Here is a 23,960-nt window from a genome sequence, read left to right as displayed (position 1 = left end):
GTCCTTTCGGGGCGGGGTGACGGCAACGAAATCCGCACTCTCGAACCTAGGCGCCGCCCCCGCCTCGCCCCCGCCGCCGAAAGACCCTGATCCGAGGGTCCAAGGCCCCCACCCATCCAGTACCCTCCCGCCCATGGTCAGCAGGAGCAGCACGGTCAACGGCGGCATCTCGTTCTGGTACGCGCAGGAGGGCAGCCCCGCCCCGCGCGAGCCGCTGCCCGGGGACGCAACGGCCGACGTCTGCATCGTCGGCGGCGGATACACCGGGCTGTGGACCGCGTACTACCTGAAGAAGGCCGTGCCCTTCCTCAACATCACGGTCCTGGAGGCCAAGTTCTGCGGTTACGGAGCCTCCGGCCGCAACGGCGGCTGGCTGTACAACGGCATCGCAGGCCGCGGCCGCTACGCCAGGTCGCACGGCCACGAGGCGGCGGTCCACCTCCAGCAGGCCATGAACGACACGGTCACCGAGGTCATCGAGGTCTGCGCGGCCGAGAACATCGAAGCCGACATCCACCGCGGCGGCGTCCTGGAGATCGCGAACTCGCCCGCCCAGCTGGCCCGCCTCAAGGCCTTCCACGCCGTGGAGATCGCGTTCGGCGAGAAGGAGCGCGAGCTGTACGGCGCCCGCGAGACCGCGGACCGCATCCGGGTCGCCGGCGCGGTCGGCTCGTCCTGGACCCCGCACGGCGCCCGCCTCAACCCGGTGAAGCTGGTCACGGGTCTGGCCGCGGCGGTCGAGGCCCTGGGCGTCACGATCCACGAGTCGACCCCGGTCACGGAGATCAAGCCGAAGCACGCCGTCACGCCGTACGGCACGGTCCGCGCCCCGTACGTCCTGCGCTGCACCGAGGGCTTCACGGCCTCCCTCACGGGCCAGCGCCGCACCTGGCTCCCGATGAACTCCTCGATGATCGCGACGGAGCCGCTGACCGAGGCCCAGTGGGACGCGATCGGCTGGCAGGGCGGCGAGACGCTGGGCGACATGGCCCACGCATACATGTACGCCCAGCGCACCGCCGACGGCCGCATCGCGCTGGGCGGCCGAGGCGTCCCGTACCGCTACGGCTCCAAGACGGACAACGACGGCCGCACCCAGCCCCAGACGATCGAGGCCCTGCGCGACATCCTGGTCCGCTTCTTCCCGTCGCTCGCCGGCATCGGCATCGACCACGCCTGGTCGGGCGTCCTGGGCGTCCCCCGCGACTGGTGCGCGACGGTCACCCTCGACCGCTCGACGGGCCTGGGCTGGGCGGGCGGTTACGTCGGCTCGGGCGTCGCCACGACGAACCTGGCGGCCCGCACCCTGCGCGACCTGATCCAACAGGACTCGGGCCAGTCGGGCCCGACAGACCTGACGGCCCTCCCCTGGGTCAACCACAAGGTCCGCAAGTGGGAACCGGAACCCCTCCGCTGGCTGGGCGTCCAAGCCATGTACGCGGCCTACCGCACGGCGGACCGCACCGAATCCACCACCCACACGGCGACGACGTCCCGCATCGCGACCTTGGCGGACAAACTCTCGGGCCGCTAGCCCGCCACGCTCGGCCTTCTCCGAACTACTCGGCCGAACTACTCGGCCGAGTAGGCGCCCGTCATGTAGTCGAGCTCGGGATCGGGCGGCCCGCAGTGCAGGACGGCGTCGACCGCCGGCCACACCTCGACGGGCACGGGGTAGCAGTGGAGCATCCAAGGATCGTCCGGATCCGGCGTGACCACTTCCCGAATCCGCAGAACCTGCTCGCGGCTGATGGGGAACTCGGTACGCAAGAATTCGTCGGCCTTGCTGTACCCCTCCAAGACCCAGACGGCTTCGGGCTGTTCCGTTGACATCGATTGCCTACTCGTAGTCCCACCATTTACGGAGTGCATCCTCTCCTACGGGAGGTGCCGATGCGAGGCGGACCCCCGCAGCTCTGACGTCCCCCGACCGTCTCAGGTCTCCCGGAAGATCAGAGCTGAACCGAGGGGGAGTTGTCCGTCAGGTACGCACAGCACCGCCTCGACGAGGCTGGGCACCGTTGGGGTGGTCGAGGTGACGGGTGCGCTGGAATTCCGGGTCCACGTCGGCAACGACGCCGACCCGGCCTTCCGGCGCACCGTCGATCTCCAGGTAGCGGACGGGTTCCGTGCGCACGCCGTTGGGGGTCTCGACCGGTCGACCGACGGTGTTCACCCCGCCGTGTCCGACGCCGGCGGCGGTGAGCCGCTTCGCCGTACCGTCGACGTCCGGCGAGGAGAACATCAGAATGTGGAGCCCTTCGAAGCGATCGCGCCATCCGCCGAGTTGGGCACTGGCCTCCTCGATCCGCGACATGACCAGGGGAAGCTGCTCCGGCGGTGCCTGATGGGGAACGATCCGCGCGTCGGCCGGCAGACCGTCCGTGTTCCCGGGCTTCAGACGTGACGTAAGCGCGTGATGTCGTGAGGCGTGAACGCACCGTAGCCCCACGCACAGGAAGCTCGGGGGTGCGCCTCCGAGTCGCGACGGGACTTGTGGAGGCCTAGCCTGGTCAGTACCAGTGGTCGTGAATTCCCGACCCGGACCTCCCCTTCAAACTTCCTGCCCTGACCGGTTGGTTCTGAGGCCTGCCCACTTGAAGGTGAAGCCATGATGCACACCCTGCGAAGGGCGTCGCGAGCTGCATTGTGTTTCGGTTTTGCGGCCGTCGGCGTCGTGTCGGTCTTCCAAGGCCCAGCCGCCGCCGCACCCGCGGCCCCGGTGGGGAGCGGTTACTACCAGATCAAAGCCAAACACTCCGGCATGTGCCTGGACGTTGCGAACTTCAGCTACGGGCATGGCGCTCCCATTGTGCAGGCCACGTGCGGGGGCGGTCACAACCAGCAGTGGCGCCTGCTGCCCTACAGCGATGGCCAGAAGTTCAGGATCCAGGCCCGGCACTCCGGCATGTGCCTGGATGTCGCACACGGCAGCAGGCAACACGCTGCGCCGGTGGTGCAGGCCAACTGCAACGGCGGGAGCAACCAGGTGTGGTGGTTCGTGCAACCGCCCGGGAGAGCCCCGCTCGTGAACGGCTCCCTCGGCCTGGTACCCCAGGTGGGGAACAGCGTCGGAATCGTCGTGGACCACACCGGGATGGTCCTGGACGTGGCCCACGCCAGCCAGCAGCACGGGGCCCCGGTGGTCCAGGCGCATCCAGCCAACAGCAATGGCGACCTTGGCCTCAACCAGCAATGGCGCTTCGTGTTCCGGTCGTAGCCGGACACCGGGGAGGGCGACCCCCTGCGTCCGGCCCGCTTCCCGAGATCGTGGCGCCTGCGTCTGGGAGGCAAGGCCCCGACCCGGCCGACACCACGTCACCGGCCGTAGACCGGAGCCATGAGACAACACAAGCAGGACAGCCCGGCCTCGCTCGGGCAGAACGATCCTGGGGACACGTGGCTTGTCCTGGCACGCCTTCCACTGCGACGGCACCGGGCTTGCCCGCAGACTGTGGGAGCCGACGGCCGGGCTACTAGGCTGTGCGCCGGTCGGCCCCAGGCGCGGGGTCCCAGGGGGCGGGGAACAGGGTGTCCGTAGAACGTCACATAGCGGGGATGCTCCAGCAGATCGCCCGTCAGCAGGACATCGTCGAAATCGCCCCCCAGGGCTCCACTCCGAAGGCGGCCGCCCTGGCGCACGTGGCGGAGCACTACGGCTACACGTACGGCATGGCGTACAGGACCGGGTTCAAGAACTCGCTCGTCCAGGTCCGGATGTACCGGGACCCGCAGCCCGAGGCGCGCGTCCGCGAGGCGGCCACCATCACGGCCCATCCGCAGGCGGGCAGCGGCGGGACAGTGCCAGGGCTGGAGCAGGGCTGGCTGAAGCCGCTCCCCGAAGCGGTCGGTGCCGTGGCCGTGCTGAAGGACCTCATCACCTTCGACGTCATGGCCCAGTACGTCGCCGACCGGAGACAGAAGGTGAAGTGCTACCTCGTCTGCGTGGTCCTTACCGTCCTCCTGCTCATCGACAGGCCGCTGGTCGAAGCGGTCGCCTCCGGCGGGGCGGTCGCGCTTCTCTTCACCGTGGCGTTCAAGGTGGGCGCGATTCGCCGCGGGACGATCGCACAGCGCCTGCTGGCCGCCGGGTTCCTCGCGGTGCGCGACGAACAGGGCGGCCAGCGGTTCCTGCGCCCGGGGCAGCAGCTGCCCGGCCACATCAACCCGTTCGCCACCTAGGGCCCCCATTGCGGCCGCCGAACTCGTCCCCGAGCTCGCTCATCACCTTGAGCACTTCGCCGGAACCGGGCAGGACGGCCACCTGTTCCTGGGGCCCCGTGGCGGGCCTCCTCCGCCGGAGCGACTTCCGGGACGAGTTCGGCGGGGAAGCTCGGAGAGATGATCCGCCAAGCCCGTAAGGACGGGCCTTCTGGCACGTAGGCGGCACGGCCGTGATCATGACGAAGGGCCAGCCCCGGGGAGATGCCCCCGTGTGCCGGCCCTTCGTGTTGAGCCCCCTGTCGGGTTCGAACCGACGACCCCCGCTTTACAAGTTCGATCGGCCTGGCCGTCCGCATCCAGCAGTCGAAGGCTGTGCTGCCACTACCGACCGTCTCCGACCTTCCGCATCCGCCGCCGTTGATGTCAGCCGTGGATGTCAGCCGCCGGTCACCACCAGGATCGCTTCTTCTTCCGAAGCTCCTTCTTCTTCGCTTCGGCTTCCTTCTTCTTTCGGTCCGCCTGTGCTCGGGCTGTCCACTCTCCCTGATGTTGGTAGCACTGACCGCTGCCCACGACAGCCCGCCTCGTACACCGGCCCCCGCTCTTCTTCGGAGCCCCACACTTCGGCTGGGTCACGCCTTCTCCCTCCCGAGAGTCCGCACGGACCCTGGCAGCGTCTCTCCACCAGCAAGAGCTAGGAAGGCGCACACGGGAGCACAGAGGGGCACATGGCTATGGTCCGCGACAGTTGCTGGCCACCAGCCGAGAGCTGCAGACCCTGGTAGCAGACCGCGGGGACGGCGTATCTAGCCAACTGGGCGCGCCAACGACCTCTTTACAAGAGCGGGAGGGCGGTGCCGCGCCTGACCTGGGAAGTGTCACAGATGGCAGACCTGCGCCTATGTCCTGCCAGCCACCGGTGTTCCCCGTGGCTCCCCACGCCATCTGGCACGGGTGTGGCACAGGAACCATCGAGCCAGCAGGTGGTTGAAGAGTGGTCTCAGCGGTCGGATCTGCCGTACGGGCGATTCGCAATTCCGGGGATCACAGCTATCAGCCGGTGCTAGGTTCCGAGAATGCGTGTTGGGGTTTACGTAGATGCCTACAACGTCTACTACGGTGGTCGTAGCTTGTGCGGGCAAGGAACAGCCGGTTGGCGTTGGCTGGACATCCGGGGGCTGGCTAGCTCGTTGCTAAGCCTGAACCCCAACTGGCCTGGCGCGACTCTGGAACGGATCGTCTACTGCACGGCCCGTATCAACGCTGCCAGGAATGCCTCGGCGCAGCGAGACCAGGACATCTACCTGAAGGCTCTGGTGGCTCACCAGAGTGTCGACCACATCGAGTACGGCAAGTACGTCTACCGGGTCAAGAATGCTCCTCTAGCGACGAAGGACCGTAAGGGGCGCCCCCAACTTGTCGCTCCGCAGTGGCCCATCATGGTCCAGGACAGCGGCGCCCCCCTGCAGGCAGGGATCTTCATGGCTTCCGTCGCGAACAGCGAGGAGAAGGGCAGTGATGTGAACGTTGCCTCTCACCTTCTGCTTGACGTGCTCGGCGGAACGATAGATGCCGCCATCGTGATCTCCAACGACAGCGACCTACGTTTTCCACTCGCCGAAGCGCGACAGCGCGTGCCCGTCGGGCTGGTCAACCCGTCCAAAGGGGTCCTCGCCGGCGACTTGAAGGGTAATCCGCAGGAGGGAGTGGGTCTGCACTGGTGGCGGCAGCTAACCACAGCCGACTTTCAGCAACACCAGATGCCTGATCCGGTTGGGCGCTACAGCAGGCCAGTCGGTTGGTAGAGGCTTCTGGGACTCTGCTTGAACTTGACGACTCCACCCCCCGGCGGTACCGTCTTTTTATAACTCACCTGACCCCTTGTGGGTCAGGTTTTTTCTTGCCCCGGATCCGCAGCTGGACGGTGAACAGTCCCGCTACCTGCGTTGATCACAGAGGGCAACACCCACCTCTTCAGTAGCGCTTCTCCACCGGCGCCCAGCGATACGCTCCGTCGCTACGATGCACCTCCGGTGACGGAGCGTATCGCTGGGCGCCGGTGGAGAACTGGAATATCTCGATTCTTTGCAATTTCTTTGCAACCATTGGAAGGCTCCGGGAGCATACATCCCTATTTGCGCTATTTCGAGCCTGCCGCAACAGGGGGCGCGGAGCTTCGCCCGATCCACCCCGAACTCCCATCCCGTCTGCCGTCGACCCACACGTATGTGGAGCGGACGCGGTGCCGGGCGTCCAGGTGGAGCGCGCCACTGTACGAACGACCTGGACGCCCGGTGCCGTGTCTGCTCGGCTTGTCCTGGGTCGATGGCAGACGGGATGGGAGTTCCCCACCGCCACACCCCACCGGCCGGCACCCACGTACGGGGCCCCGCCATCCCGGAGCCTGAGGCCCCCGCCGGAGGCATGTCGGTGACAGATGGAACCGGCGCCGTTGGGACTCGACTCATGCCCTTGGGCCTATCCCGCCTTGCAGGGGCGGGCGTCGGCGCAGCGGGGGCGGAGCGGGCCGAAGGCAGGAGCGGCGCCCCGAGCGGAGCCGGGAAGCCCGCCCGGCGGAGCGGAGCGCAGCCGGGTGCCTTGATGAGGTAGAGAAACCTGTAACAGCTCCCCCGTTGATCCTCGGCTACGCCGTGGTGAGTGCGTCGGCGATGGACTGCATGTCGTCGGTGATCGCATCGGCTTGCGCTTCGGCGAACAGATCGGCCTTGTGGGGCTTGTTGGCGTAGCCGATCACCGTTGTCCCGGCGGCGTGAGCGGCCTGGATATCCGTGAGCGAGTCACCGATCAGGGTGCAGTTCGTGACGTCCATGTGCATCCGCTCCGCTGCTGTGATGAGCGGGAACGGGTTGGGCTTCATCAGGTGGGGCTGCCCTGTGGGGCGACCGACGATCTTTGCGACGTAATCCCCCAAGCCGTGCAACTCCACGAACCGTTGAACGCACTCGGCAGAGTTGTTGCTCACCACCGCGACCGCCCTTCCTGAGGCGTGCGCGGCCCGAAGGGCTTCCACTGCCCCAGGCGTCGGGGGGCCGGCCACTGCGACAGCTTCCACCTCGGCGGCCGTCAGCGCCTGCTCGACCTCCTGACCGAGATCCGCGTTCGCCTCGTGAGCGATGCGCAGGACCTCGATCGGGTCGTCGGTCTCGGCAGCCTTCGCGCCCGCGGCTGCATCCTGGGACGAGAGCAGCGCGGTGAGTTGCTTGGCGACCTCGTGGGCGGGCAGTCCGGCGAACACGTCGCACACAGGTCCGTCGAAGTCGAAGAAGATGACTCGCGCGTTCGCCAGGACCGCCGAGAGCTGGTCATCGTGCGTCAAGGTCGAAATCCCTTCCGATGGTCTCCCAGACGCTGTCGAACCACATGCGGGCCTGCTGCACCTGCTGGGCTCCGCTGGAGGACTCGCCGTCGTTGATCGAGTGGTGGAAGAGCGTGGTGTCCTTGCCGACCAGGTCGTAGATCTCGATGGTCTCGCCCTGGGCAACGACCTTGTTGGGGCGGATCGGGTAGTACCCGAAGAAGGCGTCCTCGTTGTTGATCACGTACAGCTTGAAGAACTGCGTGCCGCTGTGAACGCGGACGTCGATCCTGGTCTCGGCCACCAGCCCGAGGTGTTCCAACTCGGCGATGGCGTCCCGGATGCTGCGGGTGTAGCTGACCATGATGTCGTGCATGCGGTCGCGGAGCCGCTTGTCGTCGGCCCCGTCCTCCATACGTACGGGCGCGGCCTGCGGCACGGACATGTCCGGGACGAGTATCCGCATGGTGATGCTCGACGGGGTGAGCCTGCCGACCCGGATCTTGTCGAGCGGTTCCTGAAGCGCGCCGTGCAGGGTCTCGCTGGAGAATCCGGCGAAGTCGATGGTCACCTGATCCTTTGAGAAAGCCTGCTCGACATACGGCCGCAGCCCCGCCGGCCTCTCGGTCCGGTTGCGGACATAGACGCCGCTGCCCTTGCGGGAGACCACGAGCCCCTCGTCTTCGAGGTCGCGCAGTGCGCGCTGAATCGTCGCCCGGGCGAACCCGTAAAGCTCCGTCAGTTTCGCGTGGGACGGGAGCTTCTCACCAGGGCTGAGCCGCCTCGTTCGGATGGCAGCGCTGAGGCTGCTGGCCACCTGCTCGTAGGGGGCTCGGTCGTCGTCTGGGTCTAGAGGCTCGGGGACGAAGGTCATGGGTCGATGGTAGGCGACACCCCTGAGGCAGGACAGTCATGCCAGTCATGTTGTTGACATGGCTAGCCATGTCTCTTACCTTCGAGATGTGACCAACCAGGCTAGCCAAGTTGGTCATCTAGCCCCTTCCTGCCATCCCCAAGGAGAAGCCATGCCTTCGTTCAAGGTGGACACCTCGACCGCCGTGGTGTTCGTGGCCACGGCCCCCGTCCCGAAGCTCGTGAGCAAGCAGACCGGTGAGCGTGCCGTCGACCGGGAGACCGGTGCAGGTCTCTCCACGGTGGGCCTGCTGATTTCGGACGAGGGGGAGGGCAACCTCTACCAGGTCACCGTTCCGGAGACCGGTCTCCCCGACGGGCTGACGCCGGGCATGCCGGTGTCGGTGGTCGGCCTCAAGGCCCGAGACTGGGAGAACACGTTCAACGGCCAGACCCGGCACGGCATCTCGTTCCGCGCCGTCGCCCTCACGGCCGGGGTCTGATCATGACCGACCTGTCGACGTTATGGGAGGTCGGCCTCCCGCTCGCGGGCGCCGGTGGACTCGGCTACGCGAAGGTCCGGGCGCCTCGGGTGTTCTGGTCGCTGGTGGGTCTGCCGGTCACGCGGGTGCGGTTCGCGATGACGTACCGGTCCACGATGGACGTGTGTGGGCTGACGGTTCAGCCGTCCCGCCTGCGGGCGTTCATGGTTCGCACCGTCGCTCGCCGCGGGGATGTCCAGCCCGTGCCGCCGAAGATCCGCCGGGTGCGGGGTTCTGCGACCGGGATGCGGGTCACGCTCCGCCTTCCGGCCGGCCTGGAACCCGCTGATGTGATGGCGGCTGCTGAACGGCTGCGGCACGCCTGGGGCGTCCACTCCGTCAACGTAGTGGAGACGAAGCCGGGGTTCGTCGAGCTGAGGATGACCGGTTACGACGTTCTGCGCCAGGTGAAGATGCCGCGCCGCGTCCCGTCGGGCCCCATGACCGTTCCCGTGGCTCTGCGCGAGGACGGGACGGCGTTCGTACGGGACTACCTGAAGGTCCCGCACGCACTGACGCTGGGCGCCAACCAGTCGGGCAAGTCGATGTACCAGCGCAACCTGATCGCCGGGCTCGCCCGGCTCCCGGTCGCTTTGGTCGGGATCGACTGCAAGCGCGGCGTCGAGCAGCGCGGATACGCGCCCCGCTTGTCGGCCCTCGCCATCACCCCCGAAGAAGCGTCCGGGCTCCTCGATGCCCTGGTGGAGGAGATGGAAGCCCGCTTCGACCTGCTCAGCGAGCACGGTGTCGCCGATGTCTGGGCCTTGCCGGAGGATGTTCGGCCGGTGCCGGTCGTGGTCCTGGTGGACGAGGTCGCGGAGCTGTTCCTCATCACGGGGAAGAAGGACGAAGAGCGCCGGGACCGGATGGTCACGCAGACGATCCGCCTGGCCCAGCTCGCCCGCGCGGCCGGCATCTTCCTGGAAGTGTGTGGCCAGCGGTTCGGATCCGACCTCGGCAAGGGCGCCACCACGCTGCGCGCTCAGCTCACCGGCCGCGTGGTTCATCGGGTCAACGACAAGCAGACCGCAGACATGGGCCTGGGCGACATCGCCCCGGACGCCGTGGTCGCGGTGACGACGATCCCGCCCGACCGCCCGGGTGTTGCGGTGGCTGGTGACTCCTCCGGTGGCTGGTCCCGCATCCGCACGCCCGAGCTCAGCGCGGCCGACGCGGCCGCCACGTGCGCCCAGTTCGCGCACCTGACTCCGGCCTTTCCCCGCCTGGCCGCCTTTCGGCCGGTGCAGCTCATCGCGGGCAAGCCCGTTCCGCCGATGCCTCTGTTCAAGCCGATCCCGGCGACGGACTGACCTTTCTCCCCGTTGGTTGGCGTGACCGTCTCACGCCAGGTCCCTACCCCGCCCATGCCCGAAAGGAGGTGAACCGTGTCCCGCACCCTCCGCTTCGACGCCGTGCTCATCCAGGCCGTCATCGCCGGGGCCCTGTCCTTCTCCCATCTGCACGACCTCGCTCAGGCGGCCGGACAAGACGGCTGGAAGGCCTGGGCATACCCGGTCAGTGTCGACCTACTGCTGGTCGCCGCCTGGCGCCGGATGCGAGCCGACGGGGGCAGCCGTGACGCCTGGCTCTGGTTCGCCATCGCCCTCGTCGCATCGCTCGGCGCCAACGTCGCCACCGCCGGAATGCTCGACATGAACGACGTCCCACCCTGGCTGCGAATCCTCGTCGCCGGATGGCCTGCCCTCGCGTTCCTCGGCGGCACACTCCTCGCCCACGCACACACCCACGCCCCTGAACCGGCCCACGAGCACGAGCCGGTGAAGGCCCCGGCGGCGGATCTCACCGTGGAGCGGCCCCCGGAACCGGCGCCCGAACTCCCGCCGGCTATTCCGGACCCGGCCGAATCAAGGTCGGTTCCCGCACAGGAAGAGGCTCCGGCGGAGCCCGCTCCCACGGCCCCAGCCGTGCCGGTTCCGCCTGCGCTGCTCGACCACGCCCGGAAGATCGCGGACGCCCACCATGCCCAGACCGGCGCCCCGATCGATGCCGAGACCCTGCGCAGCCGTCTCGGAGTCCCTTCCGCACTGGCGGACTCGATCGCCCTCCAACTCGCCTGACCCGAAAGGAGAGACCCGTGCGCCCGAACCGCTTCTACAACGTCGCCCGCTTCGGACCGGTGCAGGTCGGCACCCACAACGACGGCCGCGGCCGCACCAAGCACACCGCCGTGTGCACCGCCCCCGGCTGTGACTTCTCGGCCGACTACAACACCCGCGCCGCCGCCGAACTCGCTGCCCGCACGCACCGCTGCAACCCGCGCTGACCAAAGGAGACCTGTGGCATGGACGTTCCGCTCTGGCTCGCCCTGATGGTCGTCGGCGCCCTCGGCATCAAGCTCATCCGCCCGCCCTGGTGGCTCGTCGCCGTGATCCTCCTCGGCGGCTACCTCCTCGCCGACAGCCTCCTCGCCCCGGCCATCGACAGCACCATCAACCAGTAGGGAGAAGCGTCATGCTCCGACCGCGAGTCCCGGTCAACCCGCTCCCGACCGGCATCACCACTCCACTCCTCCAGCCCACCGCCCCCGCGACCGCCGTCGAGTCGACGGCCTGCCACCATGACCACGCCCCCGCCCCGGTGCCGGTCGCCACACCCCGCTCCACGGTCCAGATCACCCCGGGCAGCGCGATCGCCCTCGCCGCCGGCGGTGGCGCGGTGGTCCTGGTCGTCGGCGCCGTCCTGGTCTCGATGCTCCTGGCGGTCGCCATCACCGGCGTCTCCGTCGCCCTGATCGCGGTCGTGCTGCGGCTGCTGGTCCGCGACATGCAGAAGGGCCGGTGACCTCATGGACACCTACACGATCGCCGCCGCGGGCTTACCGGCCTTCGGTTGGGCCCTGCACGGCGGACTGCTCTGGCGCCGCCTGGCCACCGCCCGCCGCGACCCTCTGACCGGCCTGCACACCCGCGTCGGATGGACCGCCCGCGCAGAACGTCTCATCGCCAAGCACCCGGGTGCGCTCGTGCTCCTGGTTGACCTGGACGACTTCAAGGCCATCAACGACACCCACGGCCACGCCGCCGGAGACGCGGTCCTCACCGCCACGGCCCAACGGCTGGGCAACTGGTGCGGACACCACGGCATCGCCGCCCGCCTCGGCGGAGACGAGTTCGCGGCCATCACCACCGATCTCGGCGCCGCCAACCTCTTCGAACTCTGGTCCGCACTGGATCAGCCGGTCACACACAACGGCCACGTCCTGCGGGTCTCGGCCTCGGTCGGCCACTGCTCTACCGACCAGCTGCCGGTCCCGACCCTCACCGACGCCCTGTCCGCCGCCGACGCGGCGATGTACGCGGCCAAGGGCCACGGCAGGCGCAACACACACTGAGCGGTCCCCGGAGCGGCCTCGGTCGCCAAACTTCCGCCGCCCCGGGCGCCTCAATCCCACTTCAGATCCAACGGACCCGAAAGGGACAGCCCATGATGCCCCAGGCCCCGACCCCGCGCGTCTGCTCCCACTGCGACGGCTTCCCCGTCGTCCACATCACCACCGGCACCACCCAGGACGGAAGCCGCCGCACACTCCCGGCTACCTGCCCCGTGTGCAAGGGCGCCGGCACCCGCACCGCCCCGGCCGTCCTCGTCCGCGCCGGGAAGTGACCGCCTTGACCGACACCGCCACCCAGGCGGGCCTGGACCCGGCCACCCTGAGCGACCTGCTCCGGCTGGCCGGGTCCCCCGGCTTCGACCGCCTCACCGACCAACTCCGCCGCACCGGAGGCTGCACCGCACCCATCCGCCTGACCGGCGGCAGCAAACTCCTCGACCCGAGCACTAAGACGGTCCTCCACGCCTACAACACCGACGCCGAACCCGGCGGCGTCCTGCGGGTCGCGTGCGGCAACCGCCGGGCCTCCCGCTGCCCCGCCTGCGCCTGGACCTACGCCGGGGACACCTACCACCTCATCCGCGCCGGCCTCGTCGGCAACCCCGACAAGGGCACCCCCGAAACGATCCGCGACCACCCCCGCGTCTTCGCCACCCTCACCGCCCCGTCCTTCGGACCGGTCCACAACCGCCCCGACACCCGGCCCTGCCGCTGCGGCACCCGGCACCAGGAGGACGCGCCCGAACTCGGCACCCCGCTCGACCCCGAGACGTACGACTACGCCGGTGCGGTGCTGTGGAACAACCACGCCTCCGAGCTGTGGCGGTACTTCACGATCTACCTCCGCCGCGAGATCGCCGCCCGCGCCGGCCTCACGCAGAAGGCCGCCCGTGAGCAATCCCGAGTCTCCTTCGGCAAGGTCGCCGAGTACCAGAAGCGCGGAGCCGTCCACTTCCACGCCGTCATCCGCTTCGACGGATCGGATGGCCCGAACACCCCGCCCCCGGCCTGGGCCACCCTCGACCTCCTGACCGACGCAATCCGGGCCGCCGCCGCCCGTGCCCAGGTCACCGTGCCCGCCGCGCCTGAGTACGGCGTCGACCAGGACGTGAAGCTCACGTGGGGGAGTCAGCTCGACGTTCAGCCCATCGGCGCCTTCGGCCAGGGCGAAGACCTCACCGAACAGGCCGTAGCCGCCTACGTCGCCAAGTACGCCACCAAAGCCGCCGAATCCACTGGGTCCGTCGACCACCGGGTGGGCAACAAGGAAACCCTGATCCTCCTCGACGTCCCGGACCACCCCCGGCGCCTCATGGAAGCCTGCATGGACCTCGATCCGGCCTACCCAGACCGGCGCCTGCGGGCCTGGGCCCACATGCTCGGCTTCCGCGGCCACTTCTCCACCAAGTCCCGCCGCTACTCCACCACCCTCGGCGCCTTACGCCAGGTCCGCGCCGACTACCGCGCCGCCCAACAGCGCACAGCCCTCGGCCTGCCGGACCCCGACGAACACCCGGAGTCCACCGTCCTCGTGGTCGCCCACTGGAGCTACGCCGGACACGGCTCCACCCCAGGCGAGTCCTGGCTCGCCGCCAACATCCGCCGCGACATCCAGCACAACCGCGAACAGGCCCGCGAACTCCGCGCCGAACTGTCCGAACTGGAAGGGGAACTGGCATGACCACCGTCACCGCTGAACTGCTGACCGTGCCCGAGGTCATGGAGCGGCTCAAGCTCGGACGTTCCACGGTCTACGACCTGATCCGGTCGCGCCGCCTGGTCTCCATCACGATCGGCCGGTCGCGCCGCGTCCCAGCCGACGCCATCCGGGACTTCATCGACAACCAGCTTGAGGAGGCCGCCTGATGCCAACCCAGCGCAAGCGCAACCCCAACGGCGCCGGCACCATCACGCAGCGCAAGGACGGCCGTTTCCAGGCCGCCGTCTACGTCCTCCAGCCCGACGGCACCCGCGCCCGGAAGTTCGCGTACGGCAAGACCTGGGCCGAGTGCGACGCCAAGCGCCGCGCGCTCCTCGACAAGGTCGCGAGCGGCACCCCCGTGCCCACCCGTTCGGCGAAGCTCGCCGAGTGGCTGGCGTACTGGCTGGAGAGCGTCGTCGAGCCGCGCCGCAAGCTCAGCACGTACGACAAGTACGAGGCCCACGTCCGCCTCTACCTCTCCCCCATGCTCGGCACGAAGCGGTTGGAGTCGCTGAGCGTCCCCGACGTCCGGCGCTTCCTGCTCCAGCTAGAGAAGAAGACCACTGCGGCCACCGCCAAGGAGTCCCACCGCGTGCTGCGTACGGCGCTCTCCGCCGCCTGCCGGGAGGAGCTGATCACTCGCAACGTGGCCACCCTTGTTGAGCCGCCACGCCCGAAAGCGCGAGAACTGAGCCCCTGGTCCCTGGAAGAGACGCTCGACTTCCTCGCCGCCGCCCGCCGGGACCCGCTGTACGCCGCCTTCGTACTCGCCATCGCGATGGGGCTCCGCCGGGGCGAGATCGTCGGACTGCGCTGGAACGACATCGACCTGGAGAACCGTGTCCTCCTGGTCCGCCAGCAGGTTCAGCGCCGCCGCGGAGTGCTCTACAACGACGAGACCAAGGGCCGTCGCTCCCGCGCGATCCCGCTCCCCGCCATGTGCCTGGCCCCCCTGCGCTGGCATCGGATGCGGCAGAAGGCGACGTACGAAGCGGCCGGTACGGAGTGGTCGCCCATGGGCTACGTCTTCGCCACCCGAACCGGTCGTCCCGTCGAGCCCCGCAACATCCACCGCTCGTTCGTCCGCGTCAGCGAGGCGGCCGGCCTCCGGCTCATCCGCCTCCACGACGCCCGGCACGGCTGCGCGACGCTCCTCACCGCCGCCGGCGTCGCGCCCCGCGTCGTCATGGAGATCCTCGGCCACAGCCAAATCAGCCTGACCATGGACGTCTACACCCACGTCGTCCAGGACACCCAGCGCGAGGCGATCAGTCACATGGACCGGCTGCTCAAGCGAAAGCAGCCCAGGCCCGACCACCCCTGACCGCCACCGTTGATGTCACCCGTAGATGTCAAAGACCCCCAACCATGATCGGTTGGGGGTCTTCGACGTTCCTACCTGGAGCCCCCTGTCGGGTTCGAACCGACGACCCCCGCTTTACAAGAGCGGTGCTCTGGCCAGCTGAGCTAAGGAGGCAGCGAGTGCAGTGTAACCAACGAGCGGCCCGCGCCGGTCGGGAATATCGGCGGTCCTGGAGGGCTGACAGATGCCGTCCCGCCCGGTAGCGTCGCCTTCGGTTCACTTAGGTGGACTAGACCTCAATCCTTCCTTTACTCGGATCGTCCGGCACGTTCCTGCCGGTGAAGGGACACGCCATCATGGCTTCTGTCACGTTCGACAAGGCGACCCGGCTCTACCCGGGTTCCGACAAGCCCGCCGTCGACCAGCTCGAGATCGAGATCGAGGACGGCGAGTTCCTCGTCCTCGTCGGGCCCTCCGGCTGTGGCAAGTCGACCTCCCTGCGCATGCTCGCCGGTCTGGAGGACGTCAACGGCGGCTCCATCCGCATCGGTGACCGCGACGTCACGCACCTGCCGCCGAAGGACCGGGACATCGCCATGGTGTTCCAGAACTACGCGCTGTACCCGCACATGACCGTCGCCGACAACATGGGCTTCGCCCTCAAGATCGCCGGCGTCAACAAGAGCGAGATCCGCGCCAAGGTCGAAGAGGCCGCGAAGATCCTCGACCTCACCCCGTACCTGGACCGCAAGCCGAAGGCGCTCTCCGGCGGTCAGCGCCAGCGTGTCGCCATGGGGCGCGCGATCGTGCGTGAGCCGCAGGTCTTCCTCATGGACGAGCCGCTGTCGAACCTCGACGCCAAGCTCCGCGTGTCCACCCGTACGCAGATCGCCAGCCTGCAGCGTCGGCTCGGCATCACCACCGTGTACGTCACCCACGACCAGGTCGAGGCCCTCACCATGGGCGACCGCGTCGCCGTCCTCAAGGACGGGCTGCTCCAGCAGGTCGACTCGCCGCGCAACATGTACGACCGTCCCGCGAATCTCTTCGTCGCCGGCTTCATCGGCTCCCCCGCCATGAACCTGATCGAGGTCCCGATCACCGACGGCGGCGTGAAGTTCGGCAACAGCGTCGTCCCGGTCTCCCGTGACGCGCTCTCCGCCGCCTCCGCCAAGGGCGACACGACCGTCACGGTCGGCATCCGCCCCGAGCACTTCGACGTCTCGGGCGCCACCAGCAAGGAGGGCCTGGCCGTCTCCGTGAACGTCGTCGAGGAGCTCGGCGCCGACGGTTACGTCTACGGCTCCGCCCGCGTCGGCAGCGAGGACAAGGACCTGGTGGTCCGGGTCGGCGGCCGCGCCGTCCCGGAGAAGGGCTCCACCCTGCACGTCGTGCCTCGGCCCGACGAGCTGCATGTCTTCTCCACCTCCACCGGCGAGCGGCTCTCCGGCTGAGCCCGCAACCCCAGCACCACCGCTGAACGGCCCCGCATCTGTTGCAGATGCGGGGCCCTTCGCCTATGTCGACAAATACCCCGGCACAACAGCCAATTCAGACACCTTCGTCAACACGGGAATCGAAAAGCCGCTTCGAACCATCCCCCGCGAGAGTGACTAAATGTCGCCATATCATCACTGGCCGCTACGCTCGCCTGCGTGACGCACACTGCCCGCCGTATCGGCCGCTCTCTCGCCCTCGTCCTGCCCGTCGTCCTGGTGCTCTCCGGGACGCTCGCGGTCTCCGCCGTCCCGTGGGCCGGCAAGGGCTCCGACACCCAGATGCTCACCGCATCCTCCGAGGACGTCTCCGTCCCCGCCAAGTCCCGTGCCCCGCAGGATATTCTGCGCGACCGCCTCCTCGCTGAGCTTCAGGAGAAGGACCCCGGCACCGCGTTGACGCACCTCCAGCGCGAGATCGAGAACAGCCCCTCGCTCGCCAAGCACTGCATGTCCATCGCCCGCGCCCTCGGCAAGGCTGCCGTACGCCACTACGGCCCCACCCGCGCCCAGTCCTACTCGCGCCCGGTCTGCGACACCTCGTTCGCGACCGGCGTCATGTACGCGAGCTGAGCCGCGAGCCCACCCGGCGATCGCGACCGCGACGCTGAACGCCCTGAACGCCCTGAACGGCTGCCTCACGAGGTGCGCATATCGTTCGCGGTATGGATACCTTCCCGACGCAGGCCGTGGTCCTGGCGGGCGGCCAGGGCTCGCGCCTGCGCCCGTACACCGACGACCGCCCCAAGCCGATGGTCGAGATCCCCGGCACCGGGACCCCGATCATCGGCCATCAGCTGTCCTGGCTCGCCGCCGAGGGCGTGACCGACGCCGTCGTCTCCTGCGGCCATCTCGCCGAGGTGCTCCAGGACTGGCTCGCCTCCGCCGATCTTCCGCTGCGCGTGAAGACCGTCGTCGAACCCGAGCCGCTCGGCCGCGGCGGCGGCCTCAAGTACGCCGCCGCGCACCTGCCCGAGCCCGCACAGCCCTGGTACGCCACCAACGGCGACATCTGGACCCGCTTCTCCCTGCGTGAGATGGCCGCCTTCCACGCCGAACGCGACGCCACCGCCACCCTCGCCCTCGCCCGCCCCCGCATCCCGTGGGGCGCCGTCGAGACCGACGCCTTCGGGCACATCACCGACTTCATCGAGTCGCCGCCGTCGCCGTACCTCATCAACGCGGGCGTGTACGTCTTCTCCGCCGCGTTCACCGAGCTCCTCCCCGACCGGGGCGACCACGAGCGCACCACCTTCCCCCGGCTGGCCAGGGAGCGCAGCCTCGCGGGCTTCCCGCTGCCCCAGGGGGCCTACTGGCGGGCCATCGACACCGCCAAGGACCTCACGGAGGCCGCCAAGGAGCTGGCCGCCCAGCGCGCCGTCTGACCGCCCCAGGGCCGATCGAGCGAACGCCGCGAACGCACGCCGAAGGGCGGCACCGCCTCTTCCGCGGTGCCGCCCTCAGATGTACGTACTCCCCGCTCAGCCCAGCAGGCCGCCGATCGGGTTCCTGTTCCCGCCGCCCGACGACGAGCCGCTCGTCGGCTCGCTCGTGCCGGTGCCGCCACCGCTGCCGCCGCTCGAACCGCCCGAGCTCGTCGGGCCGGAGCTGGTCGACGGCGGGGCCGCCGGCCTCGACTGGGTCGGCGTACGGGTGCCGGCGCCCTGCGTCGCGGTCGGACGGCTCTCCTGCGTCCTGCCGGTCTCCCGGGCGCTCTCGCTCGGCTCGGCCGTCTCGTCCTTCGGGCTCTCCCCGCTCGCGCCCTGCGTCGCCGACGGCTTGGGGCGCGTGGAGGCGGACTGGGACGGCGAGCGCTCGCCGGGCTCCTGCGGGAGGGTCCGCCCGGGCAGGTGGTTGATCGGGTCGTCGTTCGGACCGGGCACGGTGACCATCTCCGCCGACCGCACGGCCCCGCCGAGCACCGAGCCGATGAGCAGCGTGAGACCGACGACGATCGAGGCGACGAGCGCGCCCCGGCGCAGGACCCGGCGGCGCAGCTCCCACAGCTCCGAGCGCGGGCCGAGCGTGCGCCAGGCCTCGCCCGCGAGGCGGCCGTCGATGGAGTAGACGGGCGCGCCCGCGATGATCAGCGGGGACCAGGCGGCGAGGAAGATGATGTCGGCGGAGTCGTAGACCGGGACGGTCTTCCAGCTGACGGTCAGGAGCAGGGCCGCCGACAGCATCGCGCCGATGACGGCGCCGACCCGCTGCCAGAGGCCGAGGACCGTGAGGACGCCGACGACGACCTGGAGGAAGGCGACGGTCAGTCCGGCGCCGACCGGGTGCTGGAGGGCGAAGTCGCGCAGCGGTTCGGCGAGGGCCCAGGGGTTCAGGGAGTTGAGCCACTTGACCATGGAGCCGCGCTCGCCGCCGTCGAAGTAGACGGGGTCGCAGAGCTTGCCCATGCCCGCGTAGATGGAGATGAAGCCGAGGAAGACGCGGAGCGGGAGGAGCACGACGCCGAGGTTCATCCGGCGCCCGGGGTAGTAGGCGTGCCGGACGGGGTCGGCGCCGTGGCGGTGCGCCGAGCGGTCGCCGTACTCGTCGCTGTCCGCCCCGTCCCCGTAGGCCGCGTCCGCCCCGTCGCGCGACAGCTCGTACGAGGAGCCGTACGGACCGTCGTACGGCTGGTCGAAGGCGCCTTCGGCGCGCCGCATCGGGGGCAGCAGCGGCGCCGGGCCGTCGGTGACGACCGGGGTCGGCATGGTGTCGTCGATGCGCGGGATGGCCTGCGTGGCGCCCCCGTCGTGGTGCCCGGGGGGCTCCAGGGTGGAGACGGAGGACTCCCGCACGGCCTGGAGCAGCCCGGTCGCTCCGGGGGCGGACTTGCCGGTCCACACGACGGGGCGGCGGCGCCCGGCGGCCCCGCCCGCCGCTGCTGCTGCGGCTCCGGCGAGGGCCGGACCGCGAGAGGCGGCGGCGAACTTCGGCTGCTGGGCCGGCGCGAGCCGCACACGGAAGCTGGCGTGGTTCACGATGACCTGCGCGGGATCGGAATCCACTTTGAGCATGCTCAGCGCGGGCTGATCGTCGAACCCCGGCCGGGGCGTTCTGGTGTCCACACTCATCTAACCGAGTGACGCGGGCTTAGGACACTGCCTTGACAGGCACCGAATGTCCGAGACCCGTCAAGATCGCGCCGCCGGTGCCGGAGGGGGTACGGGAGGCGGTGCCGGGGTACGCGAAAGGGCCCAGCTCAGGGAGGTGGGCCCGTCCGGTACGACGTGTGTCGAGGTCAGTTCGAGCGGCGGCGGGCGACCTCGTAGAGGACGATGCCCGCGGCGACACCGGCGTTCAGCGACTCGGCGCCACCGGGCATCGAGATGCGGACGCGGTAGTCGCAGGTCTCGCCGACGAGGCGGCCCAGGCCCTTGCCCTCGCTGCCGATGACGATGACGACCGGGCCGTCGAGCGCCTCCAGGTCCTCGACCGTGTGCTCGCCGTCGGCGGCGAGGCCGACGACCGTGAGGCCCTCCTTCTGGAAGCCCTCCAGCGCCCGGGTCAGGTTGGTGACGCGGGAGACCGGCGTACGGGCGGCGGTGCCGGCCGAGGACTTCCAGGCGCCCGCGGTCATCCCGGCCGCGCGGCGCTCGGGGACGACCACGCCGTGACCGCCGAAGGCGGAGACGGAGCGGACGATCGCGCCGAGGTTGCGGGGGTCGGTCACGCCGTCGAGGGCGACGATCAGCGGGTCCTCGTGGGCGTCGTAGGCGGCCGCCGTGAGGTCCTCGGGGTGCGCGTACTCGTACGGCGGGACCTGGAGGACGAGGCCCTGGTGGTTCAGGCCGTTCGTCATCCGGTCGAGCTCCTGGCGCGGGGCCTCCATCAGGTGGATGTTGCCCCGTTCGCCGGCGAGCTTCAGCACGTCGCGGACGCGCTCGTCGTTGTCGATGAACTGCTGGACGTAGAGCGTGGTCGCGGGCACGCCGTCGCGCAGCGCCTCGAAGACCGGGTTACGGCCGACGACCATCTCCGAGGTGCCCTTGGGGCCGCCGCGACGGGGCGCGGGGCGGCGCTTGGCGGCCTGTCGGGCGATGGCGTTGGAGACGCGGAACGCCTTGTGACCCTTGCGGTCCTCGGCCTTCGGCGTGGGGCCCTTGCCTTCGAGGCCCTTGCGCCGCTGGCCACCGCTGCCGACCGTCGCGCCCTTCTTGTTGGACGTGCGGCGGTTCCTGCGCTGGCTGTTCCCGGCCATGACTACCTAATCCTCGGTGTTGCGTACATAGGTCTGTAAGTGAAGTGTGCCGCCCGGCTCCCCGAGCGGCACGTCATCAGCGGTTGCCCAGCGTCCAGCGGGGGCCGTCGGGGCTGTCCTCGATGGCGAGGCCGGACTGGGCGAGCTGGTCGCGGATCGCGTCCGCGGTGGCCCAGTCCTTGCGTTCACGGGCCGACTCGCGCTGGTGGAGCACCATGCGTACGAGCGTGTCGACGACGCCGTGCAGCTCCTCGCCCCGGTCGGTCTCCTCGGCCCAGTGCGGGTCGAGGGGGTCGAGGCCGAGGACGCCGAGCATGGCCCGGACCTCGGCCAGGCGGGCGATCGCCTCGTCCTTGTCGTCGGCGGCGAGCGCGCTGTTGCCCTGGCGGACGGTGGTGTGGATGATCGCGAGCGCCTGCGGGACACCCAGGTCGTCGTCCATCGCCTCGGCGAACGCGGGCGGCACCTCGGGGGCGGGCGGCACGGTCTTGCCCGCCTTCTCGGTGACGCGCTGGACGAAGCCCTCGATGCGCGCGAACGCGGACTCGGCCTCGCGCAGGGACTCCTCGCTGTACTCGATCATCGAGCGGTAGTGCGGGGTGCCCAGGTAGTAGCGCAGGACGATGGGGCGCCAGTTCTTCACCATCTCGGAGACGAGCACCGAGTTGCCGAGCGACTTCGACATCTTCTCGCCGCTCATGGTGACCCAGGCGTTGTGCACCCAGTACGAGGCGAAGTCGTCGCCGTACGCCTTGGCCTGGGCGATCTCGTTCTCGTGGTGCGGGAAGATCAGGTCGAGGCCGCCGCCGTGGATGTCGAAGGCGGAGCCCAGGTACTTGTGGGCCATCGCCGAGCATTCCAGGTGCCAGCCGGGCCGGCCGCGGCCCCACGGCGTCTCCCAGTCGGGCTCGCCGGGCTTGGTCGACTTCCACATCGCGAAGTCCCGCGGGTCGCGCTTGCCGGAGACGCCCTCGTCGGGTTGGCGCAGGTCGTCGATGTCCTGGTTGGAGAGCGAGAGGTAGCCGGGGAACGAGCGGACGTCGAAGTAGACGCTGCCGTCCGCCTCGTAGGCGTGCCCGCGCTCGATGAGTCCGCGCATCATCTCGACCATCTCGGTGACATGGCCGGTGGCGCGGGGCTCGTAGGTGGGCGGCAGGCAACCGAGCGCGTCGTAGCCGGAGTTGAAGGCTCGCTCGTTCTCGTAGCCGATGGACCACCAGGGGCGGCCCTGGTCGGCGGCCTTGGCGATGATCTTGTCGTCGATGTCGGTGACGTTGCGGACGAACGTGACGTCGTAGCCGCGGTACTCGAACCAGCGGCGCATGATGTCGAAGTTCAGCCCCGACCGGATGTGCCCGATGTGCGGGGCGGCCTGGACAGTGGCGCCACAGAGGTAGATCGAGACGTGGCCCGGTGTGAGCGGGGAGAAGTCACGGATCTGCCGGGCGCTGGTGTCGTACAGGCGAATAGTCACCACTCCAGGGTAGTGGGCGTGTGGTAGTGCCCCGCGACCGAATGCGGGTCGCGGGGGCGGGATTTTTCCGGTGGTGCGTCAGGTGCGCCTCAGCCGTGGCTCAGCTGTGCCTCAGGCGGGGCGGTACACCAGCGCGGTCGCCAGGGCGGCCAGGCCCTCGGCGCGGCCGGTGAGGCCGAGGCCGTCCGTCGTGGTGCCGGAGACGGAGACGGGGGCGCCGACCGCCGCGCTCAGCGCCTTCTGCGCCTCGTCGCGGCGCTTGCCGACCTTGGGGCGGACGCCGATGACCTGGACGGCGACGTTGCCGATCTCGTACCCCTCGGCGCGGACGATCCGGGCGGCCTCCGCGAGGAGGGTGACGCCGGAGGCGCCGGACCACTCGGGGCGGGAGGTGCCGAAGTGGGCGCCGAGGTCGCCGATGCCGGCGGCGGAGAAGAGCGCGTCGCAGGCGGCGTGGGCGGCGACGTCACCGTCGGAGTGCCCGGCGAGGCCGAATTCCTCGTCCTCCCAGAGGAGGCCGGCGCACCACAGTTCGCGGCCCTGCTCGAAGGCGTGGACGTCGGTGCCGATGCCTGTCCTCGGGATGAGCGGCAGGCTGCGGTCAGAAGCCATCGTTGGCCCTCCGGCGGGCGAGTACGGCCTCGGCCAGTACGAGGTCCAGGGGGCGGGTCACCTTGAACGCCTCTTCGTGGCCGGGCACGACCACGACGGGCGCGCCGAGCCGCTCGACCATGCCCGCGTCGTCCGTGGCGCCGTCACCCGTGAGGGCGATGGTCGCGTGCGCGTTGACGAGGGTCTCGTAGTCGAAGCCCTGCGGGGTCTGGACGGCGCGCAGCCGGGAGCGCTCGGGGGTCGCGACGACGCTCTCGGGGTCGCCCTTCGTCGCCGCGGGCTCGACCTCCTTGACGGTGTCGGCCACCGGCAGGGCGGGGACGACGGCGACGGCCCCGTCGCGGACGGCCTCGATGACCGAGTCGACCGTGTCGACGGGGACCAGCGGGCGGGCCGCGTCGTGGACGAGGACGGTGGTGACGCCCTCGGGGAGCGCCGCGAGACCGAGGCGTACGGATTCCTGGCGGGTGTCGCCGCCGGGCACGACGAGGTAGTCGGTGCGCTCGGGCAGCGCGTGGTCGTCGAGGAGGTTCTTGACCTCGGCGGCGCCGTCGGAGGGAGCGACCACGACGACGAGGGAGACGGCACGGGAGGCCGCCATCGCCCGGACGGCGTGGATGAGCATGGGGGTGCCGTTCAGCGCGCGGAGCGCCTTGGGGGCGCCCGGGCCGAGCCGTACGCCCCGGCCCGCCGCGGGGATCACCACGGCGGTCCGTGAGGGACGCGTTTCGTCTGTCATCGGTTGCACTCCGGCAGGTTTGTTTCCTCGGCGGACATGGGTATGGCCCTGGGGGTGCCCCCGGCCGAAGGCTGGGGGGAGTGCCGGCGCAACGCCTTGACCGGGCCCTTTCCGTGACGACGGTCGGGGCGGGGCGCGTGGCACGAGGTCCGTGGGACGCGAGGGGGCTGGGGATACGGGAGTTTCGTGGACGGACGCGTCACGAGACGGACG

Annotated in this window: 26 protein-coding genes and 1 tRNA gene; 18 read left to right on the top strand and 9 right to left on the bottom strand. The window is 69.7% G+C overall.

Annotated features, from left to right (window positions below; translation table 11 throughout):
• Window positions 1–133 precede the first annotated feature (133 nt).
• Window positions 134–1,534, top strand: coding sequence for an NAD(P)/FAD-dependent oxidoreductase (locus ACGFYP_RS15595; protein WP_393492707.1), 1,401 nt, complete (start codon window positions 134–136; stop codon window positions 1,532–1,534).
• Window positions 1,535–1,981: 447 nt separating this feature from the next.
• On the opposite strand, the gene ACGFYP_RS15590 is transcribed toward ACGFYP_RS15595, so the two are convergent.
• Window positions 1,982–2,317: a hypothetical protein gene (locus ACGFYP_RS15590; protein ID WP_393492704.1), complete on the bottom strand. Its 336-nt coding sequence runs from the start codon at window positions 2,315–2,317 to the stop codon at window positions 1,982–1,984.
• A gap of 294 nt (window positions 2,318–2,611) precedes the next feature.
• Between ACGFYP_RS15590 and ACGFYP_RS15585 the strand changes: the two genes are divergently transcribed.
• From ACGFYP_RS15585 to ACGFYP_RS15575, 3 genes are all read left to right on the top strand, one after another.
• On the top strand, window positions 2,612–3,220 hold the full coding sequence (locus ACGFYP_RS15585; protein ID WP_393492701.1) for an RICIN domain-containing protein: 609 nt from the start codon (window positions 2,612–2,614) through the stop codon (window positions 3,218–3,220).
• A gap of 338 nt (window positions 3,221–3,558) precedes the next feature.
• Window positions 3,559–4,182: a hypothetical protein gene (locus ACGFYP_RS15580; RefSeq protein ID WP_393492698.1), complete on the top strand. Its 624-nt coding sequence runs from the start codon at window positions 3,559–3,561 to the stop codon at window positions 4,180–4,182.
• Window positions 4,183–5,240: 1,058 nt separating this feature from the next.
• The gene (locus ACGFYP_RS15575; protein WP_393492695.1) at window positions 5,241–5,969 is read left to right on the top strand and encodes a hypothetical protein; all 729 of its coding nucleotides are present in this window, start codon (window positions 5,241–5,243) and stop codon (window positions 5,967–5,969) included.
• Window positions 5,970–6,808: 839 nt separating this feature from the next.
• On the opposite strand, the gene ACGFYP_RS15570 is transcribed toward ACGFYP_RS15575, so the two are convergent.
• Both ACGFYP_RS15570 and ACGFYP_RS15565 read right to left on the bottom strand, forming a co-directional pair.
• Complete coding sequence (locus ACGFYP_RS15570) at window positions 6,809–7,501, bottom strand: HAD family hydrolase (RefSeq protein WP_393492692.1); 693 nt, start codon at window positions 7,499–7,501, stop codon at window positions 6,809–6,811.
• On the bottom strand, window positions 7,488–8,354 hold the full coding sequence (locus tag ACGFYP_RS15565; RefSeq protein ID WP_393492689.1) for a GntR family transcriptional regulator: 867 nt from the start codon (window positions 8,352–8,354) through the stop codon (window positions 7,488–7,490). Before ACGFYP_RS15565 ends, ACGFYP_RS15570 begins: the two co-directional genes overlap by 14 nt.
• A 151-nt stretch (window positions 8,355–8,505) precedes the next feature.
• Between ACGFYP_RS15565 and ACGFYP_RS15560 the strand changes: the two genes are divergently transcribed.
• The 11 genes from ACGFYP_RS15560 (at window position 8,506) to ACGFYP_RS15510 (ending at window position 15,252) form a co-directional block, all read left to right on the top strand.
• Window positions 8,506–8,835 carry a hypothetical protein gene (locus tag ACGFYP_RS15560; protein WP_393492686.1) on the top strand — a complete coding sequence of 110 codons (330 nt, stop codon included), beginning with the start codon at window positions 8,506–8,508 and terminating at the stop codon, window positions 8,833–8,835.
• 2 nt (window positions 8,836–8,837) lie between these two features.
• A complete protein-coding gene (locus ACGFYP_RS15555; RefSeq protein WP_393492683.1) occupies window positions 8,838–10,184 on the top strand; it encodes an FtsK/SpoIIIE domain-containing protein in 1,347 nt (448 codons plus the stop codon).
• Between the two features lie 75 nt (window positions 10,185–10,259).
• Window positions 10,260–10,952 carry a DUF2637 domain-containing protein gene (locus tag ACGFYP_RS15550; RefSeq protein WP_393492680.1) on the top strand — a complete coding sequence of 231 codons (693 nt, stop codon included), beginning with the start codon at window positions 10,260–10,262 and terminating at the stop codon, window positions 10,950–10,952.
• Window positions 10,953–10,969: 17 nt separating this feature from the next.
• The gene (locus ACGFYP_RS15545; RefSeq protein ID WP_393492677.1) at window positions 10,970–11,158 is read left to right on the top strand and encodes a mobile element transfer protein; all 189 of its coding nucleotides are present in this window, start codon (window positions 10,970–10,972) and stop codon (window positions 11,156–11,158) included.
• A gap of 18 nt (window positions 11,159–11,176) precedes the next feature.
• On the top strand, window positions 11,177–11,335 hold the full coding sequence (locus ACGFYP_RS15540; protein ID WP_393492674.1) for a hypothetical protein: 159 nt from the start codon (window positions 11,177–11,179) through the stop codon (window positions 11,333–11,335).
• An 11-nt stretch (window positions 11,336–11,346) separates the two neighbouring features.
• Window positions 11,347–11,676, top strand: a complete 330-nt coding sequence (locus ACGFYP_RS15535) for a SpdD-like protein (protein ID WP_393492671.1) — start codon at window positions 11,347–11,349, stop codon at window positions 11,674–11,676.
• A gap of 4 nt (window positions 11,677–11,680) precedes the next feature.
• Complete coding sequence (locus ACGFYP_RS15530) at window positions 11,681–12,226, top strand: GGDEF domain-containing protein (RefSeq protein ID WP_393492668.1); 546 nt, start codon at window positions 11,681–11,683, stop codon at window positions 12,224–12,226.
• A 92-nt stretch (window positions 12,227–12,318) separates the two neighbouring features.
• Window positions 12,319–12,498: a hypothetical protein gene (locus ACGFYP_RS15525; protein WP_393492665.1), complete on the top strand. Its 180-nt coding sequence runs from the start codon at window positions 12,319–12,321 to the stop codon at window positions 12,496–12,498.
• 5 nt (window positions 12,499–12,503) lie between these two features.
• Window positions 12,504–13,907, top strand: coding sequence for a replication initiator protein RepSA (repSA, locus tag ACGFYP_RS15520; protein WP_393492662.1), 1,404 nt, complete (start codon window positions 12,504–12,506; stop codon window positions 13,905–13,907).
• Window positions 13,904–14,092 carry a helix-turn-helix domain-containing protein gene (locus ACGFYP_RS15515; protein ID WP_393492659.1) on the top strand — a complete coding sequence of 63 codons (189 nt, stop codon included), beginning with the start codon at window positions 13,904–13,906 and terminating at the stop codon, window positions 14,090–14,092. The genes repSA and ACGFYP_RS15515 overlap by 4 nt, the downstream gene beginning before the upstream one ends.
• Window positions 14,092–15,252, top strand: a complete 1,161-nt coding sequence (locus ACGFYP_RS15510) for a tyrosine-type recombinase/integrase (protein WP_393492656.1) — start codon at window positions 14,092–14,094, stop codon at window positions 15,250–15,252. Before ACGFYP_RS15515 ends, ACGFYP_RS15510 begins: the two co-directional genes overlap by 1 nt.
• Before the next feature lie 76 nt (window positions 15,253–15,328).
• Here ACGFYP_RS15510 and ACGFYP_RS15505 read toward each other — a convergent pair.
• Window positions 15,329–15,405: transfer RNA gene (locus ACGFYP_RS15505), tRNA-Thr, on the bottom strand.
• Between the two features lie 182 nt (window positions 15,406–15,587).
• Between ACGFYP_RS15505 and ACGFYP_RS15500 the strand changes: the two genes are divergently transcribed.
• The 3 genes from ACGFYP_RS15500 (at window position 15,588) to ACGFYP_RS15490 (ending at window position 18,112) form a co-directional block, all read left to right on the top strand.
• Window positions 15,588–16,685: a sn-glycerol-3-phosphate ABC transporter ATP-binding protein UgpC gene (locus ACGFYP_RS15500; RefSeq protein ID WP_361960451.1), complete on the top strand. Its 1,098-nt coding sequence runs from the start codon at window positions 15,588–15,590 to the stop codon at window positions 16,683–16,685.
• A 201-nt stretch (window positions 16,686–16,886) separates the two neighbouring features.
• Window positions 16,887–17,300 (top strand): hypothetical protein, encoded by a 414-nt coding sequence (locus tag ACGFYP_RS15495; RefSeq protein WP_361960449.1) that lies wholly within the window; start codon window positions 16,887–16,889, stop codon window positions 17,298–17,300.
• 92 nt (window positions 17,301–17,392) lie between these two features.
• Window positions 17,393–18,112, top strand: coding sequence for an NDP-sugar synthase (locus tag ACGFYP_RS15490; protein ID WP_393492649.1), 720 nt, complete (start codon window positions 17,393–17,395; stop codon window positions 18,110–18,112).
• 96 nt (window positions 18,113–18,208) lie between these two features.
• On the opposite strand, the gene ACGFYP_RS15485 is transcribed toward ACGFYP_RS15490, so the two are convergent.
• The 5 genes from ACGFYP_RS15485 to ispD all read right to left on the bottom strand — a co-directional run bounded on the left by ACGFYP_RS15485 (window position 18,209) and on the right by ispD (window position 23,747).
• Entirely contained in the window at window positions 18,209–19,795 is a 1,587-nt protein-coding gene (locus ACGFYP_RS15485; RefSeq protein WP_393492646.1) for a DoxX family membrane protein, read from the bottom strand.
• 167 nt (window positions 19,796–19,962) lie between these two features.
• A complete protein-coding gene (rlmB, locus tag ACGFYP_RS15480) occupies window positions 19,963–20,922 on the bottom strand; it encodes a 23S rRNA (guanosine(2251)-2'-O)-methyltransferase RlmB (RefSeq protein WP_393492642.1) in 960 nt (319 codons plus the stop codon).
• A 76-nt stretch (window positions 20,923–20,998) separates the two neighbouring features.
• A complete protein-coding gene (cysS, locus tag ACGFYP_RS15475; protein ID WP_393492639.1) occupies window positions 20,999–22,396 on the bottom strand; it encodes a cysteine--tRNA ligase in 1,398 nt (465 codons plus the stop codon).
• Between the two features lie 111 nt (window positions 22,397–22,507).
• Window positions 22,508–23,008 carry a 2-C-methyl-D-erythritol 2,4-cyclodiphosphate synthase gene (gene ispF / locus ACGFYP_RS15470; protein WP_393492636.1) on the bottom strand — a complete coding sequence of 167 codons (501 nt, stop codon included), beginning with the start codon at window positions 23,006–23,008 and terminating at the stop codon, window positions 22,508–22,510.
• On the bottom strand, window positions 22,998–23,747 hold the full coding sequence (gene ispD, locus ACGFYP_RS15465) for a 2-C-methyl-D-erythritol 4-phosphate cytidylyltransferase (RefSeq protein WP_361960437.1): 750 nt from the start codon (window positions 23,745–23,747) through the stop codon (window positions 22,998–23,000). The genes ispF and ispD overlap by 11 nt, the downstream gene beginning before the upstream one ends.
• Between the last annotated feature and the right edge of the window lie 213 nt (window positions 23,748–23,960).

The sequence above is a fragment of the Streptomyces sp. NPDC048370 genome (assembly GCF_043200825.1).
GTDB lineage: Bacteria > Actinomycetota > Actinomycetes > Streptomycetales > Streptomycetaceae > Streptomyces.
Note: the sequence above shows the minus strand (reverse complement) of the source record. Positions and strands in the feature narration are given on the sequence as shown.

Bases quoted from the DNA above. Each gene is read 5' to 3' on its own strand.
- ACGFYP_RS15595 (WP_393492707.1), top strand. From the start codon at position 134: ATGGTCAGCAGGAGCAGCACGGTCAACGGCGGCATCTCGTTCTGGTAC.
- ACGFYP_RS15590 (WP_393492704.1), bottom strand. From the start codon at position 2,317: ATGTCGCGGATCGAGGAGGCCAGTGCCCAACTCGGCGGATGGCGCGAT.
- ACGFYP_RS15585 (WP_393492701.1), top strand. From the start codon at position 2,612: ATGATGCACACCCTGCGAAGGGCGTCGCGAGCTGCATTGTGTTTCGGT.
- ACGFYP_RS15580 (WP_393492698.1), top strand. From the start codon at position 3,559: ATGCTCCAGCAGATCGCCCGTCAGCAGGACATCGTCGAAATCGCCCCC.
- ACGFYP_RS15575 (WP_393492695.1), top strand. From the start codon at position 5,241: ATGCGTGTTGGGGTTTACGTAGATGCCTACAACGTCTACTACGGTGGT.
- ACGFYP_RS15565 (WP_393492689.1), bottom strand. From the start codon at position 8,354: ATGACCTTCGTCCCCGAGCCTCTAGACCCAGACGACGACCGAGCCCCC.
- ACGFYP_RS15560 (WP_393492686.1), top strand. From the start codon at position 8,506: ATGCCTTCGTTCAAGGTGGACACCTCGACCGCCGTGGTGTTCGTGGCC.
- ACGFYP_RS15555 (WP_393492683.1), top strand. From the start codon at position 8,838: ATGACCGACCTGTCGACGTTATGGGAGGTCGGCCTCCCGCTCGCGGGC.
- ACGFYP_RS15540 (WP_393492674.1), top strand. From the start codon at position 11,177: ATGGACGTTCCGCTCTGGCTCGCCCTGATGGTCGTCGGCGCCCTCGGC.
- ACGFYP_RS15535 (WP_393492671.1), top strand. From the start codon at position 11,347: ATGCTCCGACCGCGAGTCCCGGTCAACCCGCTCCCGACCGGCATCACC.
- ACGFYP_RS15530 (WP_393492668.1), top strand. From the start codon at position 11,681: ATGGACACCTACACGATCGCCGCCGCGGGCTTACCGGCCTTCGGTTGG.
- ACGFYP_RS15525 (WP_393492665.1), top strand. From the start codon at position 12,319: ATGATGCCCCAGGCCCCGACCCCGCGCGTCTGCTCCCACTGCGACGGC.
- ACGFYP_RS15515 (WP_393492659.1), top strand. From the start codon at position 13,904: ATGACCACCGTCACCGCTGAACTGCTGACCGTGCCCGAGGTCATGGAG.
- ACGFYP_RS15510 (WP_393492656.1), top strand. From the start codon at position 14,092: ATGCCAACCCAGCGCAAGCGCAACCCCAACGGCGCCGGCACCATCACG.
- ACGFYP_RS15500 (WP_361960451.1), top strand. From the start codon at position 15,588: ATGGCTTCTGTCACGTTCGACAAGGCGACCCGGCTCTACCCGGGTTCC.
- ACGFYP_RS15490 (WP_393492649.1), top strand. From the start codon at position 17,393: ATGGATACCTTCCCGACGCAGGCCGTGGTCCTGGCGGGCGGCCAGGGC.
- ACGFYP_RS15485 (WP_393492646.1), bottom strand. From the start codon at position 19,795: ATGAGTGTGGACACCAGAACGCCCCGGCCGGGGTTCGACGATCAGCCC.
- rlmB (WP_393492642.1), bottom strand. From the start codon at position 20,922: ATGGCCGGGAACAGCCAGCGCAGGAACCGCCGCACGTCCAACAAGAAG.
- ispF (WP_393492636.1), bottom strand. From the start codon at position 23,008: ATGGCTTCTGACCGCAGCCTGCCGCTCATCCCGAGGACAGGCATCGGC.
- ispD (WP_361960437.1), bottom strand. From the start codon at position 23,747: ATGACAGACGAAACGCGTCCCTCACGGACCGCCGTGGTGATCCCCGCG.